Origin of the sequence: Methylobacterium sp. J-076 (assembly GCF_022829405.1) — a bacterium.
In the GTDB taxonomy this organism is placed as follows: Bacteria; Pseudomonadota; Alphaproteobacteria; order Rhizobiales; family Beijerinckiaceae; genus Methylobacterium.
This window is the reverse complement of the sequence record NZ_JAKSXW010000072.1, coordinates 1-13,293: the sequence shown is the minus strand read 5'-3', so window position 1 is coordinate 13,293 and position 13,293 is coordinate 1. Positions and strand designations below refer to the sequence as shown.

Annotated in this window: 13 protein-coding genes, 1 tRNA gene and 1 pseudogene; 5 read left to right on the top strand and 10 right to left on the bottom strand. The window is 69.7% G+C overall.

The genetic code is table 11. The features are described from left to right. Positions 1–97: 97 nt before the first annotated feature. Together MKK53_RS05715 and MKK53_RS05710 are read right to left on the bottom strand one after the other, a co-directional pair. The gene (locus tag MKK53_RS05715) at positions 98–1,327 is read right to left on the bottom strand and encodes an efflux RND transporter periplasmic adaptor subunit (RefSeq protein ID WP_243927761.1); all 1,230 of its coding nucleotides are present in this window, start codon (positions 1,325–1,327) and stop codon (positions 98–100) included. A gap of 161 nt (positions 1,328–1,488) precedes the next feature. Then, positions 1,489–1,914, bottom strand: coding sequence for a hypothetical protein (locus MKK53_RS05710; protein WP_243927710.1), 426 nt, complete (start codon positions 1,912–1,914; stop codon positions 1,489–1,491). A gap of 196 nt (positions 1,915–2,110) precedes the next feature. On the opposite strand from MKK53_RS05710, the gene MKK53_RS05705 reads away from it, so the two are divergent. The 3 genes from MKK53_RS05705 (at position 2,111) to MKK53_RS05695 (ending at position 3,425) form a co-directional block, all read left to right on the top strand. Next, positions 2,111–2,671: a L,D-transpeptidase gene (locus MKK53_RS05705; RefSeq protein ID WP_243927708.1), complete on the top strand. Its 561-nt coding sequence runs from the start codon at positions 2,111–2,113 to the stop codon at positions 2,669–2,671. Between the two features lie 83 nt (positions 2,672–2,754). Beyond that, positions 2,755–3,192: a putative toxin-antitoxin system toxin component, PIN family gene (locus tag MKK53_RS05700; protein ID WP_243927706.1), complete on the top strand. Its 438-nt coding sequence runs from the start codon at positions 2,755–2,757 to the stop codon at positions 3,190–3,192. Then, positions 3,189–3,425 carry a hypothetical protein gene (locus tag MKK53_RS05695; protein ID WP_243927704.1) on the top strand — a complete coding sequence of 79 codons (237 nt, stop codon included), beginning with the start codon at positions 3,189–3,191 and terminating at the stop codon, positions 3,423–3,425. The genes MKK53_RS05700 and MKK53_RS05695 overlap by 4 nt, the downstream gene beginning before the upstream one ends. Before the next feature lie 71 nt (positions 3,426–3,496). Here the strand turns inward: MKK53_RS05695 and MKK53_RS05690 are convergent, their stop codons facing one another. Together MKK53_RS05690 and MKK53_RS05685 are read right to left on the bottom strand one after the other, a co-directional pair. Continuing rightward, positions 3,497–4,540 carry a MaoC family dehydratase gene (locus MKK53_RS05690; protein ID WP_243927701.1) on the bottom strand — a complete coding sequence of 348 codons (1,044 nt, stop codon included), beginning with the start codon at positions 4,538–4,540 and terminating at the stop codon, positions 3,497–3,499. Positions 4,541–4,551: 11 nt separating this feature from the next. Further along, positions 4,552–4,854 (bottom strand): YggT family protein, encoded by a 303-nt coding sequence (locus tag MKK53_RS05685; RefSeq protein WP_243927699.1) that lies wholly within the window; start codon positions 4,852–4,854, stop codon positions 4,552–4,554. Between the two features lie 121 nt (positions 4,855–4,975). Between MKK53_RS05685 and MKK53_RS05680 the strand changes: the two genes are divergently transcribed. Beyond that, positions 4,976–5,051: transfer RNA gene (locus tag MKK53_RS05680), tRNA-Ala, on the top strand. A 169-nt stretch (positions 5,052–5,220) separates the two neighbouring features. Further along, entirely contained in the window at positions 5,221–5,496 is a 276-nt protein-coding gene (locus MKK53_RS05675) for a hypothetical protein (protein WP_243927760.1), read from the top strand. A 56-nt stretch (positions 5,497–5,552) separates the two neighbouring features. Here MKK53_RS05675 and MKK53_RS05670 read toward each other — a convergent pair whose 3' ends face one another. The 6 genes and pseudogenes from MKK53_RS05670 to MKK53_RS05645 form a co-directional block, all read right to left on the bottom strand. After that, on the bottom strand, positions 5,553–7,124 hold the full coding sequence (locus MKK53_RS05670; protein WP_243927696.1) for a recombinase family protein: 1,572 nt from the start codon (positions 7,122–7,124) through the stop codon (positions 5,553–5,555). Next, positions 7,121–7,612 carry a DUF2924 domain-containing protein gene (locus tag MKK53_RS05665; RefSeq protein ID WP_243927694.1) on the bottom strand — a complete coding sequence of 164 codons (492 nt, stop codon included), beginning with the start codon at positions 7,610–7,612 and terminating at the stop codon, positions 7,121–7,123. The genes MKK53_RS05670 and MKK53_RS05665 overlap by 4 nt, the downstream gene beginning before the upstream one ends. 41 nt (positions 7,613–7,653) lie before the next feature. Continuing rightward, the gene (locus MKK53_RS05660; protein ID WP_243927692.1) at positions 7,654–8,202 is read right to left on the bottom strand and encodes a DUF3489 domain-containing protein; all 549 of its coding nucleotides are present in this window, start codon (positions 8,200–8,202) and stop codon (positions 7,654–7,656) included. 457 nt (positions 8,203–8,659) lie between these two features. Further along, the gene (gene selB, locus MKK53_RS05655) at positions 8,660–10,645 is read right to left on the bottom strand and encodes a selenocysteine-specific translation elongation factor (RefSeq protein ID WP_243927690.1); all 1,986 of its coding nucleotides are present in this window, start codon (positions 10,643–10,645) and stop codon (positions 8,660–8,662) included. A gap of 82 nt (positions 10,646–10,727) precedes the next feature. Continuing rightward, positions 10,728–12,101: pseudogene (locus MKK53_RS05650) on the bottom strand (ABC transporter substrate-binding protein). A 313-nt stretch (positions 12,102–12,414) separates the two neighbouring features. Beyond that, entirely contained in the window at positions 12,415–12,861 is a 447-nt protein-coding gene (locus MKK53_RS05645) for a MarR family winged helix-turn-helix transcriptional regulator (protein WP_243927688.1), read from the bottom strand. Between the last annotated feature and the right edge of the window lie 432 nt (positions 12,862–13,293).

Below are 13,293 nucleotides of genomic sequence, written 5' to 3'. Positions count from 1 at the left end.
GGCTTCGCCTGCGCTTCCCCCGGACACGACAGGGTGTCCGTGGGCCGCTCCCCGCAGGCGGGGAGAGGGGGATCCGCGTCGCGACATGGCGCCTCCCTCAGCGGCGCTGCGCGGCGGCTTGCGCGCGTTGCTGGGTGTCGGCCTTCTCGGCGGCTTCGTCGGCGTCGATCTTGGGGACCTCCGCGCCGCCCTCGGCATAGGGCGGCGTCTGGTCGATGGGCTTCACGCTCATGCCCACGGTGACCTTCTGGAAGCCGTCCACCACCACCCGCTCGCCGGGCTTCAGGCCGGAGCGGATCAGCCAGTCGGTGCCCACCACCGGGCCCACCTCGACGGGCTGGCGCATGACGGTCTGGTCGTCGCGGATCAGCCACACCTCGGCGCGGCCGTCCTCAGTGCGCTGGATCGCCTGCTGCGGCACGGCGATGGCATCCGAATCGATGCCCTGCTTGATGCGCGCCCGCACGTACATGCCGGGGAACAGCTCGTCGTGCGGGTTGGGGAACTGCACGCGCAGCGTCACCTGCCCCGTGCTCGGGTCGGCGGTCACGTCCGAGAACAGCAGGCGGCCGGCGAGCGGGTAGAGGGAGTTGTCGTCCATGATCAGGTGGACGTTGGCGGAGTTCTCCTCCAGCCGCGCCAGCTCGCCGCTGGCGAGGTCCCGACGCAGGCGGTTCAATTCGCCCACCGACTGGGTGATGTCGACGTAGATCGGATCGAGCTGCTGGATCGTCGCCAGCGCCCCGGTCTGGCCCGGCTCGATCAGGGTGCCCTCGGTGAGGAGCGCCCGGCCGATCCGCCCGGTGATCGGCGCGCGCACGTCGGTCCAGGACAGGTTGAGCTGGGCCCGGTCCCGGGCCGCCTTGGCGCCGGCCACCTCGGCCTCCGCCTGCTTCTTCCCGGCGAAGGCGGCATCGTACTGCGCTTGGCTCGCCGTGGCGCGGGAGAGCAGCTGCTCCAGCCTGTCGGCCTGCTGGCGGGCCAGCACCTGCGCCGCCTCCTGGCGTGCCAGCGCCGCCTCGGCGCTCGCCAGCTCGACCTCGTAGGGGGCCGGGTCGATCTTGTAGAGGATGTCGCCTTCCTTGACCTGGCTGCCCTGCTCGAACAGCCGCTTGATCACGAGGCCGGAGACCCGGGAGCGCACCTCGGCGATCCGCATCGGCGCCACCCGGCCGGGCAGGTCGCGCAGGTAGGGGATCGCCTGCGGATGCACGGTGACGAAGCCGACATCGGGCACGGGCGGCGCGGGCGCGGCGGCCTGCTGCGGGTTGCAGGCGGCCAGGGACAGGCCGAGGGCGACGGCCGGGAGGAGGGTGAGGGCGGACAGGCGGATCACGGGTGGCGACGCTCCTGACTGGCATCCGCGGACGCGGACGGAGTCGTGTGGGCGGAACTCTAAGGGGTTCGGCGCGAAAGGCGGCATCGGCGGGCGAAGGCTTCCGGGTGCATCATGCCCTGGGCCGTGTCCCCTTGTCCGATGCGCCGGGATCAGGCCGCGCGGGGAGGCCGCAGGGGCGAGGCCAGCGGCGCGGGCGCGGGCAGCGCCGCGTGCGTCCGGGGGAACGGCGCCGCGACGAAGCCGGGGGCGACGAGCGATTCGGCGACCTGACCCGGCAGGGCCGGATCGGCGGGCACCTCGATGTCGGCGGGGGCGACGGTGGTGCCGGTGCGGTCGAGCCGGTGCACGAGGGGCGCCTGCACCGGGGCCGTGTGCGGGGCCATCACCGCCAGGGCGGGCCGGAACGACGCCGCGGCGCCTGCCGGGGCGGGCCCGGGGACGGCGAGGACGGCGAAGGCCAGGGCGACGAGGCCGAGGGCGAGAAAGCCCGCGGCGAGCGCCACGAGCCATGCGCCCGGCCGGGGGGCCGCGAGGTCCGCGCCGGGGCGGGCCGGTGGGGCAGGCTGGGTGATCACGCCGGTGTGATAAGCGCGGCGGCCCGCGGATGCAATCGCAGCCGGTGCCGCAGCCCCTGTGGCCCGGATCGCACACCCCCCGGCAAAGGCGACGGACCACGCCTGCGCGGCCTCATCCGTGCCGCGATGCCGATGCCCGTTCCGGTTGAGGCCCCCCCAAGGGGCTGCCCATCAACGATGTAGGGGACGAGACTGCATGTCGGGACGCATCGCGACGCTGGCGATCGCCGGAGTGTTGCTCGGGGCCGTGCCGGCCCGGGCGGATTTCTTCGACCGGGGGCCGATCGCCGACTTCCTCAACGGCTTCCGCACCCAGGCCATCCCCCGGGACACGGTGGCGTGGTCGGGCAAGGAGAAGCCCGGCACCATCGTGGTCTCCACGCGCCAGCGCCGGCTCTTCTACGTGCTCGGCGGCGGTGAGGCGGTGCGCTACGGCGTCGGCGTCGGCCGCGAGGGCTTCTCTTGGTCGGGGGTGAAGACCGTGACCATGAAGAAGGAATGGCCGGATTGGCGCCCGCCGCAGCAGATGCTGGCCCGCCGCCCGGACCTCCCCCGCTACATGGCCGGCGGCCAGGACAACCCCCTCGGCGCCCGCGCCCTGTACCTGGGCTCCTCGCTCTACCGCATCCACGGCTCCAACGAGCCCGAGACGATGGGCGCGGCGGTCTCCTCCGGCTGCATCCGCATGACCAACAAGGACGTCGCCGACCTGTACGACCGGGTGCGGGTGGGCACCAAGGTGATCGTGCGGGATTGAGGGCACGCGGTTCGGTGGCGTCGGGGCCCGACGCCACCGGCCGGCGCGGTTGACGATGATATCGCCTGCGATATCATGCGGTCATGAACGTCGTGGACGCGAACGTCATCCTGAGCGGTCTCCGCTCGCGAAACGGCGCATCGCATGCGGTGCTCACGGAGATGCTGCGGGGGACGATTCCCTTCGCGGTCTCTCCGGCGGTGATGGTCGAGTACGAGGACCTGCTGAAACGGCCCGGCATCCTTGGGCCCGAGCCCTGGCTGAGGCCGGAGCAGATCGACGCCGTGCTCGATGCGCTCTGCGACCGGCTGACGCCGTCGTGTCCCTTCTTCCGATACCGCCCGTTCTTGAGCGATCCCAAGGACGATCTCTATATCGAGTGTGCCATGGCCGCCGCCGCCACGGTCATCGTCACGCATGACCGGCATTTTCAGGATCCCGCCGTCCCGGCGTTCGGAATCGAGGTTCTGTCCCCGCGGGAGTTCATCGTCCGGCTGACGTCGTCGAGGAGATCATCATGACCTACGCCCTCCGGCTTCCCGACCATGTCATGGAGCAGGCCAAGGCCGTCGCCGAGGCGCAGGGGACGTCGCTCAATCAGCTCTTCACGAGCTTCATCGCTTATGGGCTGGGGCAGCATCAGGCGTTCGAGACCATCCGCCGCCGCGCCGCACGGGCTGACGTCCCGGCGGTGCTGGAACTCCTCGCGCAGGCCCCCGACCTGCCCGCGGCCGAGGGTGACGAGATGCCCTGAGCGGGCTCTCATGCAGGGCCCGGCCCTGGCCCCCCCCCGAGGGCCTGCGCTTCGGGAGCCGATGACCGCCGCTACTTCGGGATGAACGCCCAGTAGTCGAGGTCGAGGATCACCGCCGGGTCGTAGCCGTCGTTGACCCTGCCGGGGAAGGCGGCGCAGGGCTGGTTCTTGGTGGCCACGGTGCGCAGGCGCAGCAGGCCGACATCGTCCCGCCCGACGTCGGCGGTCTCCAGCACCTCGCTCCAGGCATAGACCGTGTCGCCGGCGAACAGCGGCGCCACGTGGCGGCCGGCATTGATGCCCGCCAGGGCGAAGGCGTTGCCGAGGCCGTTGTAGCTCAGCGCCCGGGCCAGCGAGATCACGTGGCCCCCGTAGATCAGCCGGCGGCCGAAGCGGGTGTCCTTGGCGGCCAGCCCGTCGAAATGCACCTTGGCGGTGTTCTGGAACAGGCGGGTGGCGATCTGGTGCTCGGCCTCCTCGACGGTCATGCCATCGACGTGGTCGATCTTCTCACCCGCGGCATAGTCGCCGAACCGGTGCGGCGAGCCGGCCAGGGCGAGGTCGTAGGCGGAGCCCCGGAGGGGGGGCAGGGCACCCGCGAGGTCCTTCGGGTCGACGGCCTTGGCGAGCACCGGCACGTGCTCCTCGGCGATCGTGGCCTCGGGGTCGCGCTTGCGGACCAGCACCCAGCGGCAATAGCTGAGCACGGTCTCGCCGCGCTCGTCCGAGCCGACCGAGCGGACGTAGACGACGCCGGTCTGCCGGTTGGAGCTCTCCTTGAGGCCGATGACCTCGGAGACGGTGGAGAGGGTCTCCCCCGGATAGACCGGCCGGCGGAAGCCGCCCTCCGCGTAGCCGAGGTTGGCCAGCGCGTTGAGGGAGACGTCGGGGACGGTCTTGCCGAACACGACGTGGAAGGTGAGCAGGTCGTCGAGGGGGCTCTGCGGGTAGCCGAGCGCCCGGGCGAAGGCGTCCGAGGACTGCACGGCGAAGCGCGGGCCATAGAGGCCGGTGTAGAGCGCCACGTCGCCGACGGTCACCGTGCGGGGCGTGGCGTGGCGGATGGTCTCCCCGAGGCGGAAATCCTCGAAGAAGCGGCCGGGATTGGTCTTCATCGGGCCGCCCCTCACCGGATGTAGACGGAGGTCGCCGGGACGGCGAACTCGTGCAGCAGGCGGCTGACGAACAGCAGCAGCAGGATGAGGATGATCGGGGAGATGTCGACCCCGCCGAGATTGGGCAGCAGGTTGCGGATCGGCCGCAGGGCGGGCTCGGTGATCCGGTAGAGGACCTCGCCGATCTGCGCCACGACGGGGTTGCGCACGTTGACGACGTTGAAGGCCACGAGCCAGCTCAGCACCGCGCTCGCGATGAGCACGTAGATGAACAGCTGGACGACGGTATCGAAGAGCCAGATCAGGGCGTTCATGCGGTCCGCGCGATGTCCTCGGGGGCACGTCCGCGCGCCGGTTTCGCCGAAAGCGAAGCGGACATGCGAGACGGGAATTGACAGGCTGAGCCCGCCGCGCCTACAAGGCCGGCGCCTCGACGGGGCTGTAGCTCAGATGGGAGAGCGCCGCAATCGCACTGCGGAGGTCAGGGGTTCGATTCCCCTCAGCTCCACCAAAGGTCTTTGCGCAAATCGCAGGATCCCGGTGGTCGTCAGATTGCTCGACTTGTCAGTAGCTTAGCTCGAGTGTCCCGCTTCAGCCGCGTCTCTGTTGTGTCTCCGGGGCCGGATCACCGGCCATTCTGCCTCCGGTCTCCACAGGCCTCATTCCCGTTTCCTGCGATGCTGTCCGCAGCCTTCGATTGGTTTTTCCACGACCGCACCAGCGGACGCATCGTGATCGGCCAGTGGCCGAACACGCCGCTATGGCTGTTCGGTCTGATGCAGGCCGTCGCCTGGATTGCGGGGGAGGACACCACCGTCGGGCGGTGGGCGGACCTGGCATCCTGGATCGCCCTCGCGGTCTGGGCGGGCGATGAGTTGCTGCGCGGGGTCAACCCATGGCGGCGCTGCTTGGGAGCCGCGGTGCTGGTTGGGATGGCGGTTCGCCTGATCGCCTGATCGCCTCCGGAGGCAATGACGTCAGCCGTGCGGAGCTCTGGCTGGATGCTTCGACGTCAAAGGCCGAGGATGCGTTCCTGCGCATCCCAGGCCGGAGGCAGCTCGCAGAGATGGCGCAGGCCGATGCCCCGGGGCAGACGGGCCTCGACGATCGCTTGTACGATGCGGGGGGAGAGCAGCGCGAGTGACAGCGTCATGCGCACCGAGCGCTCGCTGCGCTGCTTGGCCAGAGCGATCGCCTCGATCCCCTCGCTTCGCCCAGCCACGAGATCTCCCATCCAGGTGCGGCCCGCGGCGATGCCCGCGAGCATGCGGGTGCGATCCTCCACCTTCATCGCACGCTGTCGATCGCCCTCGCGGTCTAGCGGCACGACGATCGCCCGGCGGCGCCGCTGCGGTTGCTGCGCGAAGGGAAGGGTGAGGGGAGGGCGATCGCCGGTGGGCTGCACTACGAGGTGATCGGCATGGACCGTCACCGCCTCGAGTTCTGCAGCGACCAGGGCGGTGTCATCAAGTGGTACTGGGTTCGGTGCAGCGATGCTCCGCAGACCCGCCACGACCACCGCCTCGATCGATGCGGCGGGCAGGCGCAGCCGCTTGCTGTCCAGCCCGACTGCACGGGCGACGTAGTAGCGGTAGCGCACCGCGCCCTTCTGGGCGTGGCTCGTCACCATCGACTCATCCCCCGCATCGCGCAGGCGTCCGGCGAGGAGATGTCCGCTCGCCGCTCGGCCGCGATGATGCTGATGGTGATTAGCGGCGAGCTGATCCTGCACCGCCCGCCACGTCGCCCCGTCCACGATCGCGGGATGCTGGCCATCATGGACCTGCCCCTTGTGCCGAAGTTGACCGACGTACAGGGGATTGCCGAGCAGCTTGTACAGATGCCCACGCGAGAACGGACCCCCGCCCGTCTCCCGCCCGGCCCCGTCGCGGCGGACCGGCAGGTTGATGCCCTGCGCATCGAGATCCTGCTTCAGCGCTGCCACCGTGCCCTGGGCGAGGTAGCCCGCAAAGATCGCCCGCACGAGGGCGGCGTGCTCCTCGACGACGTGCAGCGCGCGGCCCTCGACCCGGTAGCCGAGCGGGACGACGCCGCCCATCCACAGCCCCTTGCGCTTGCTCGCGGCGATCTTGTCGCGGATGTGCTCGCCGGTGACCTCACGCTCGAACTGGGCGAACGACAGGAGCACGTTGAGCGTGAGCCGGCCCATGCTTGTGGTGGTATTGAACGCCTGGGTCACCGACACGAACGAGACGCCGTGCCCGTCGAACAGCTCGACCAGCTTGGCGAAGTCTGACAGGGCGCGGGTGAGCCGGTCGACCTTGTACACGACGATGACGTCGACACGCCGTGCCCGTACCTCGGCCAGCAGCCGCTGCAGGGCGGGGCGTTCGAGCGATCCTCCGGAAAAGCCGCCGTCGTCGTAGCGGCCGGACAGCAGGCGCCAGCCCTCGTGTGCCTGCGAGCGGATATAGGCTTCGGCCGCCTCACGCTGGTTGTCGAGGGAGTTGAACTCCTGATCGAGCCCATGCTCGGTCGAGACCCGGGTGTAGATCGCGCAACGCAGCGTCGGCCGTGTGCCGAGGGGCGGCGCCTGCCGCGGTTTGGGCGAGCGAGTGCTCATGCCTCAACCCTCCCCGCTCCGATCTCCCCGCCGCCGGTCCCCTTGGCGCGGAGGCCGAAGAAGCGCGGCCCGTTCCACTTGGTGCCGGTGATGAGCTGCGCCACCCGGGACAGGCTGTCGTAGATCGCCCCGTTCCAGGCGTAGCCTTGCTCCAGCACCTGCACGGTGTGCATCACCCCCGCCCATTCCCGCGAGAGCGTCACGCCGGGGGTGTGCCCGCGCCGGTCCGGCACCAGCACCGATACGCGGATTGGGGTATCGTCCCCTCCCTGGCCCGCTTGTTCCCGTGCTCGCGCGAGCCGATCGAGGGCTCGTGCCGTGTCGCGGTCGAGGTCGCCGTAGGCGAGGGCCTGCAGGCGGTAGGCGATGACCCGCGCGCGCTGCGCCGGCGGGAGGCCGGGAGGCGGGGCCGAACCCAAGACCTGGCGCCACCGCCGTTCGAGCGCCGCCGCGTCCATCCCGGCGAGCGCGTCCAGCGAGGCGGACATGCGGTCCGCCTCGCCCCCCGCGATGGGTCGGTGCCGCGCCATCAGGCGGTGGCCTGCATCGACGCACCCGCATGCGGCTCAGAACCTGTGCCTCCGGTCAGCGCACCGGCCGGAACCTCTGCCTTGCGCCGGGCGCGGTTACGCGCCGCGGGCGGGGGCGGCAGGATACGGTAGGACGTAGCCGCGTCCGGGCGAGCTGCCTTGGCCAGCGGCTGTCCTCCCGACCGGATCCGCGAGAGGGCAGCGCGGGTCGTATGTGGCAGCCAGCCCGTCGCCGCGATCAGCTCGGCCAGCGTCGCCCCTTCGTCCCGGGCTAGCAGCGTCAGCACCAGCGCCTTCTTATTCGGGCGGGATGTTGCCCCAGCTACCGGGGGCGGAGTGAGGCCGAGGGCTCGGTAGCCCGCGGGCGTGAGACGAACTTGTCCGTCCTGCGCGCACGGCGGGCTGATGAGCGCATCACGCAGCAAGCGCCCGACGAGCCGTTTGCGGCTGGCCGGCTTCATGGCTGGGGCGAAATGCAGCCGCCCCTCGTCCGCGGCGGCAGCCCGCAGGATGCCCGCCTCGGAGCGGGTGAGCGAGATGGTAGTCATGGGTCGGGATCTCTGTCAGCGGCAGGACAGGCCCTGCCACGACCCTGACCCCGCGGACGGCGCGAGGCCGGCCGGCGGGGCAACGTGCATGATGCTGGAGAGACGACCCCGAGGCGGGGAAAGCCAACAGTCGTTGAGTGGTCTGTTCTGACGCCCCCCTGCTGCCCCTCGGTCCAAACGAGCGCAGCCTCAGCGACACCGGCTGCGTCGTCCCGGCGACCACACACGCTCCGTTCGCTTCGGCAGTCCAGTCGAATGTGCGGGTGGGCGGGGACGGTGCAAAACTGTGCGCAAAGCGGACGGACTGGTTCAGACCCAACCACGCAGTTCGACTTGTTTCGAACGAAACCCGAAAGCAGTCGTTCATGCGGGACGGTGGATACCCTAATGTACGCCGCTCTATACGAGAGCCCCCTCCGAGCTAATTAAGCCTGGACCAAGAGAAGCGCCCCCACCATCAAGCTGACACCCGCAGGTTCGTTGGATCCGAACCCGATGCTTCAGGCGCTGAGGCATGCAAGGACGAGGAGGCCAGGACGCGCCAGTCGGCCCGAATGCGCCGGCCCTCCGCGATCCGAACCGTGAATCCGCTCTCGTCGAAGAACTCAAGGAGCGGCATGGTCATGTTGCGACCGATGCCGGCCATCTCGCGGAAGCGCCCGACCGTCAGCAGTCCTTCTGGATGCTCACGCGCCACTACGTCGGCGACCCGAGCCAGTTCGGCCACCACGTCAGGCAGCGCGTAGTAGCTCTTCGAGATCCGCTGGATCCAGCCGAGGCGGCCGGCCTTGTCGAGGAGGTGGCGAAGATCGTCCGGCTGGCGGCCCAGGCGGTCGGCGAGGATGGTGAGGCGGGGCTGGTCCAAGCCCGCCTTCTCCAGCACGGCGCGAACAGCATCGTAGAGTGCGGCGTCGGCCGGACGCAGGCGCGCCGTGTGGCCGGGTAGGTGCAGGAGCGAGCCGCGCCGCAAGACCTGTTCCGTCCGGACCAAGCCATCGAGGGCGGCCGCGAGGGCCGGACGGTCCCCGGCCTCTACCGTCGACGCGATCTCGTCCCGCGTTAGCCCGGGATTGTCAGGCTGGGCCATGTGTGTCCGGGCGAGTTCAGACATCACGCCCGCGGCCAGCGCCGCGACCCGCGAACCCTGGAACGCCATCCGCGAGCCATCGTCCGCGACGACCGCCCCCGCATCCGCAACGAGTGCATCGAGGGTTGCCGCGGGCAGGTTGCGTAGGCGTGCAAAGCGGACGAGGTCGACTCCAGGTCCGGATGTGGCAAGGAGGCCGCGAAGGGCGCGACCGTCGTCCATGGTGTCGAGGGCGGCAACGACCGCCCGACGTTCCAGCGTCCAGGAACCCCGGTGCGGTCCATCCAAATCGATCACCCGACCGCCCCCGAGGGTCTGCGCGGCCGAGACGTCGCGCAGGACGAAACGGTCCCCGGCGAGGGTGCCGATCTCGTGGTCGAGCGTGATCACCGCCTGGGCGGACGCGCCGGGCTCGACCGATCCGCCCCCGGGAAGCAGCAACCGTCCGGTCACCGCGGCCGCGCCGAGATGGAGATGCACCGGCGTACGGTGGCGCAGGGGGCGAACCTCGTGCGGCAGCACGCGCACGGAGACGTCGAGGCGGGTCGCCGGCCCGTGCAGGTCCGGCGCCAAGATCCACGTGCCCCGGCCCACATCGTCGAGCGAAAGGCGAGAACCAGCCAGGTTCAGGGCGCAGCGCTCCCCGGCGCACGCGGTCTCGGTCACCGCATCGTGAACGCGCACGCCGCGCACCCGGACCTCGCGCGCGCTTGGCGAGACGAGGAGCCGGTCGCCCACCCGCACCGTGCCCGCGTGCACCGCCCCAGTCACGACCAGGCCGGCACCGGGCACGGTGAAGCGCCGGTCGACGGCAAGGCGGAAGCCGCGATCCGCACCTGCCGGGGCGTGGGAGCCGGCCGCGGCCTCCAGCCGACGGGCAAGGTCGTCGATGCCTGATCCCGTCAGCGCGGAGCAGGCGACGACCGGCGCCGCGGCGAGCCCGGTTCCGGCGAGGAGGGCGTGGATCTCCGCGGCCACCGCCGCGACGCGCTCTGGATCGGCGCGGTCGGACTTCGTCACCGCGACAACGCCGCGGTCCAGGCCAAGAAGGTCGAGGATGGCAGCGTGCTCGCGCGTCTGCGGCATCACCCCGTCGTCGGCGGCGACCACCAGGAGCGCGCAGGACACGCCGGTGGCGCCCGCCACCATGGTGCGCACCAAGCGTTCGTGGCCCGGCACGTCAACGAAGCCTAGCGGGGCCCGCAGGCGACCGTTCCTCGGCGCGTAGGCGAAGCCGAGGTCGAGGGTGATGCCCCTGGCCTTCTCCTCCGGAAGCCGGTCGGCATCGACCCCCGTCAACGCCTTCACGAGGGCCGTCTTGCCGTGATCGATGTGCCCGGCGGTCGCGACGATCATCTTGTCCCTCGACCGAGCTGCATTTGACACGAAGGACCGGCGCGGGTCACCCCGCGCCGGCGTTCACTTCCGCCCGAAGGCATCAACCCTTGATCCGGGTCTCGGCAAGTTCGGACATGCAGGTGTCGTAGGGTGTGAACTCTACCCGGTCCGACACCGCGAACAGGGTGAAGGGCGAGTACAGGAACAGGGCCTTGGCCTCGTCCTGCAGGTAGCGCTCCACCTCGCGCACCACCCCCTCCGTTTCGGTCTCCGGCGTATGCAAGAGCTTCTCGTAGAGGGCGTCGAACTTCGGATCCTCCGGACCCTGGCGCAGGGTCGCGTCACGTCCGAAGAACTCCCGGTGCACGCAGGCCACCGGATATTGCGGCGTCCAGTCGAAGTACCATTCGAGCTTGACGTCGAACTCTGCCGGCGGCTCATCCTTGGCGCTGACGAAGTGGCAGCCCATGCCGACCTTGGCGAGGCACTGGTCGATGGCGTCCACCACGCCCTTCCAGGCGGGCGAGGCGACGAAGACCAATTCCCGTCCCCCGAGGCCCAGACCGTCGAGCGTGCGCTTGGCACCCTCGGGGTCGTGCGGCATCGGCTTCATGTCCGGGTCCGCTCCGTAGCGCCCGGGCTGGATGAAGGCCGGGATCACCGTGCCGTAGCCATGCGCCCCGTGCTCCAGCACGAACGCCTGGTCGATGGCGAGGTTGAGCGCCCGGCGGGCCTCCGGGTTGCGCCAGGGCGAGGCCGGACGGTTCTCGTTGAAGACGCCCGTCAGGATCGTCTTCGCCTTCTTCGTCTGGATCTTTCCGTGCGCACTGTCCGGGAAGGACTTCGCTTCGGCAGGGGTGAGGTCAAACACCACGTCGACCCGACCGTCACCGGCCGCGACCGACTTGATGCCTTCGTCCTTGCCGATGACGTTGTCGTAGACGATCCGGACCGTCGGCCTGCGGGCCGGGTTCCAGTACGTCGGGTTGGGCTCCATGACCACGCGGTCGGAGCGGCTATCGATGAGCGAGACGCCCTCGGTGAGCACGAACGGGCCAGTCCCCCACGGACCAGGCGCGTCGATCACTCACCAATGACCTTCTGCCGACCCCGTCTTCGGGTCGACGAAACCCCACTCATTCCAGAAGCGCGTCGACGGCAGGTGCATGCCGCGCAGCTTCATCAGCGCCGCAGAATCACCGCTGGGGAAGCGCATGCGGATGGTACGGTCGTCCACCGCCTCGCAGGTCACGTCCCGGGCGAAGTTTAGGAAGGCGCCCGGCGGGTGCGGGTTGGTCCATTCTTGGACCTTGTCGAACCCGAGCTTGAACATCGCGGCGTTGAAAGGCTCGCCGTCCTGGTAGACCGCGTCACGCATCTTGAGTTCGAGGATCTCGCCATCGAGCCAGCGCCAGCTCTCGGCGAGGCTCGGCTGGCCGATGCCGTCGTGGTCGACGCGGTTGGCCTCCTCCATCGTGTTCCAGGTGATGGAGAGCCAGTTCACCGGCGACGGGTCGACCACCGTCACCGTGTTGTGGGGTCCCCAGGGCTGGCCGCCCCCCGGATCCCCGGTCGCTTGCGCGTCCATGTCTCCTCCTCGTGTTCGACCCGCATGGCTTGCGAGCATCGTCTGGCTCATCGCGAGCCGACAGGATGGAAGGCGCGTGCACTTGTGCATGGCCCTCGATTGGTCCACGTGGGTCGTCGGCCAGGCCGGTGTCGAACCCTCGCAGTTTCAGTTCGCCCACTCGGGGCGCATCATCCGCACGCCTGCGCGCGGTGCATTCTCAGCCCGTCGCAGCGACGCGGTCAGCGAGATCCTTCAACTCCTGGCGCAGGTCGGCGAGCTCGCGGTCGCCGAGGCTGGTACGGCAGACCACGGCCTGCTGCGCCGTCGCGACTTGGTCCTCCAGCAACCGGCCCGCCTCCGTCAGGGCGACGAGGACAATGCGCCGGTCCACGGCGCGGGTCCGGATCACAAAGCCCGCCGCCTCCAGCCGGTCGACCAAGGGCGTAATCGCGCTGGACGTGAGTTGCAGGCGGGCGGCGAGGTCGTGCACTGCCGTCACGCCATCCTGCCAGAGCGCCAGCATGACGAGGTACTGCGGGTAGGTAAGCCCGAACTCGCCCAATAGCGGCCTGTAGGCGCGCACGACCGAGTTCGTAGCGGCGTAGAGAGCGAAGCAGAGCTGGTCGTCCAGCCGCAGGCCGCGTTGCTTCGTCGACGTCGCCATTGACCGCTGCTCCGTTCAGACCTCGATCATTCACGCGTGAAAGATATTGTCAACGGGCCGTATCTTATGCAGCGGCAAACGCGGCTAACAGGCCTGCCTTGCCCGCTTTCTGAGCGTCTGCATCCGCGAGAAGTCGACCGAAAGCGGACCGGCGACTATCCACACTAAGCAGCCATCCCGCTTCCGACCCCAAGCGGCCATTCCGCCTTCGACCCAACCCGGTCGTCGGGAGTGCTGGCGGTATTCCCACGAAGCGGACGTTCGTCAGCCGCTTGGCAACTTCACATCGGAGTGGGAAGCGGGCATGTAATTGGACCAGGGCCTTCAACCCTACAAAATGGCCGGGGCGACCAACGTGTTGATAGCAAATATTCTTGCAGGTTGCGCGCTCCTAATTTGGTCTGGGCTTTGTTGTATTGGCTACGCCCTGGT

Bases quoted from the DNA above. Each gene is read 5' to 3' on its own strand.
- MKK53_RS05705 (WP_243927708.1), top strand. From the start codon at position 2,111: ATGTCGGGACGCATCGCGACGCTGGCGATCGCCGGAGTGTTGCTCGGG.
- MKK53_RS05700 (WP_243927706.1), top strand. From the start codon at position 2,755: ATGAACGTCGTGGACGCGAACGTCATCCTGAGCGGTCTCCGCTCGCGA.
- MKK53_RS05695 (WP_243927704.1), top strand. From the start codon at position 3,189: ATGACCTACGCCCTCCGGCTTCCCGACCATGTCATGGAGCAGGCCAAG.
- MKK53_RS05690 (WP_243927701.1), bottom strand. From the start codon at position 4,540: ATGAAGACCAATCCCGGCCGCTTCTTCGAGGATTTCCGCCTCGGGGAG.
- MKK53_RS05685 (WP_243927699.1), bottom strand. From the start codon at position 4,854: ATGAACGCCCTGATCTGGCTCTTCGATACCGTCGTCCAGCTGTTCATC.
- MKK53_RS05670 (WP_243927696.1), bottom strand. From the start codon at position 7,124: ATGAGCACTCGCTCGCCCAAACCGCGGCAGGCGCCGCCCCTCGGCACA.
- MKK53_RS05665 (WP_243927694.1), bottom strand. From the start codon at position 7,612: ATGTCCGCCTCGCTGGACGCGCTCGCCGGGATGGACGCGGCGGCGCTC.
- MKK53_RS05660 (WP_243927692.1), bottom strand. From the start codon at position 8,202: ATGACTACCATCTCGCTCACCCGCTCCGAGGCGGGCATCCTGCGGGCT.
- selB (WP_243927690.1), bottom strand. From the start codon at position 10,645: ATGATCGTCGCGACCGCCGGGCACATCGATCACGGCAAGACGGCCCTC.
- MKK53_RS05645 (WP_243927688.1), bottom strand. From the start codon at position 12,861: ATGGCGACGTCGACGAAGCAACGCGGCCTGCGGCTGGACGACCAGCTC.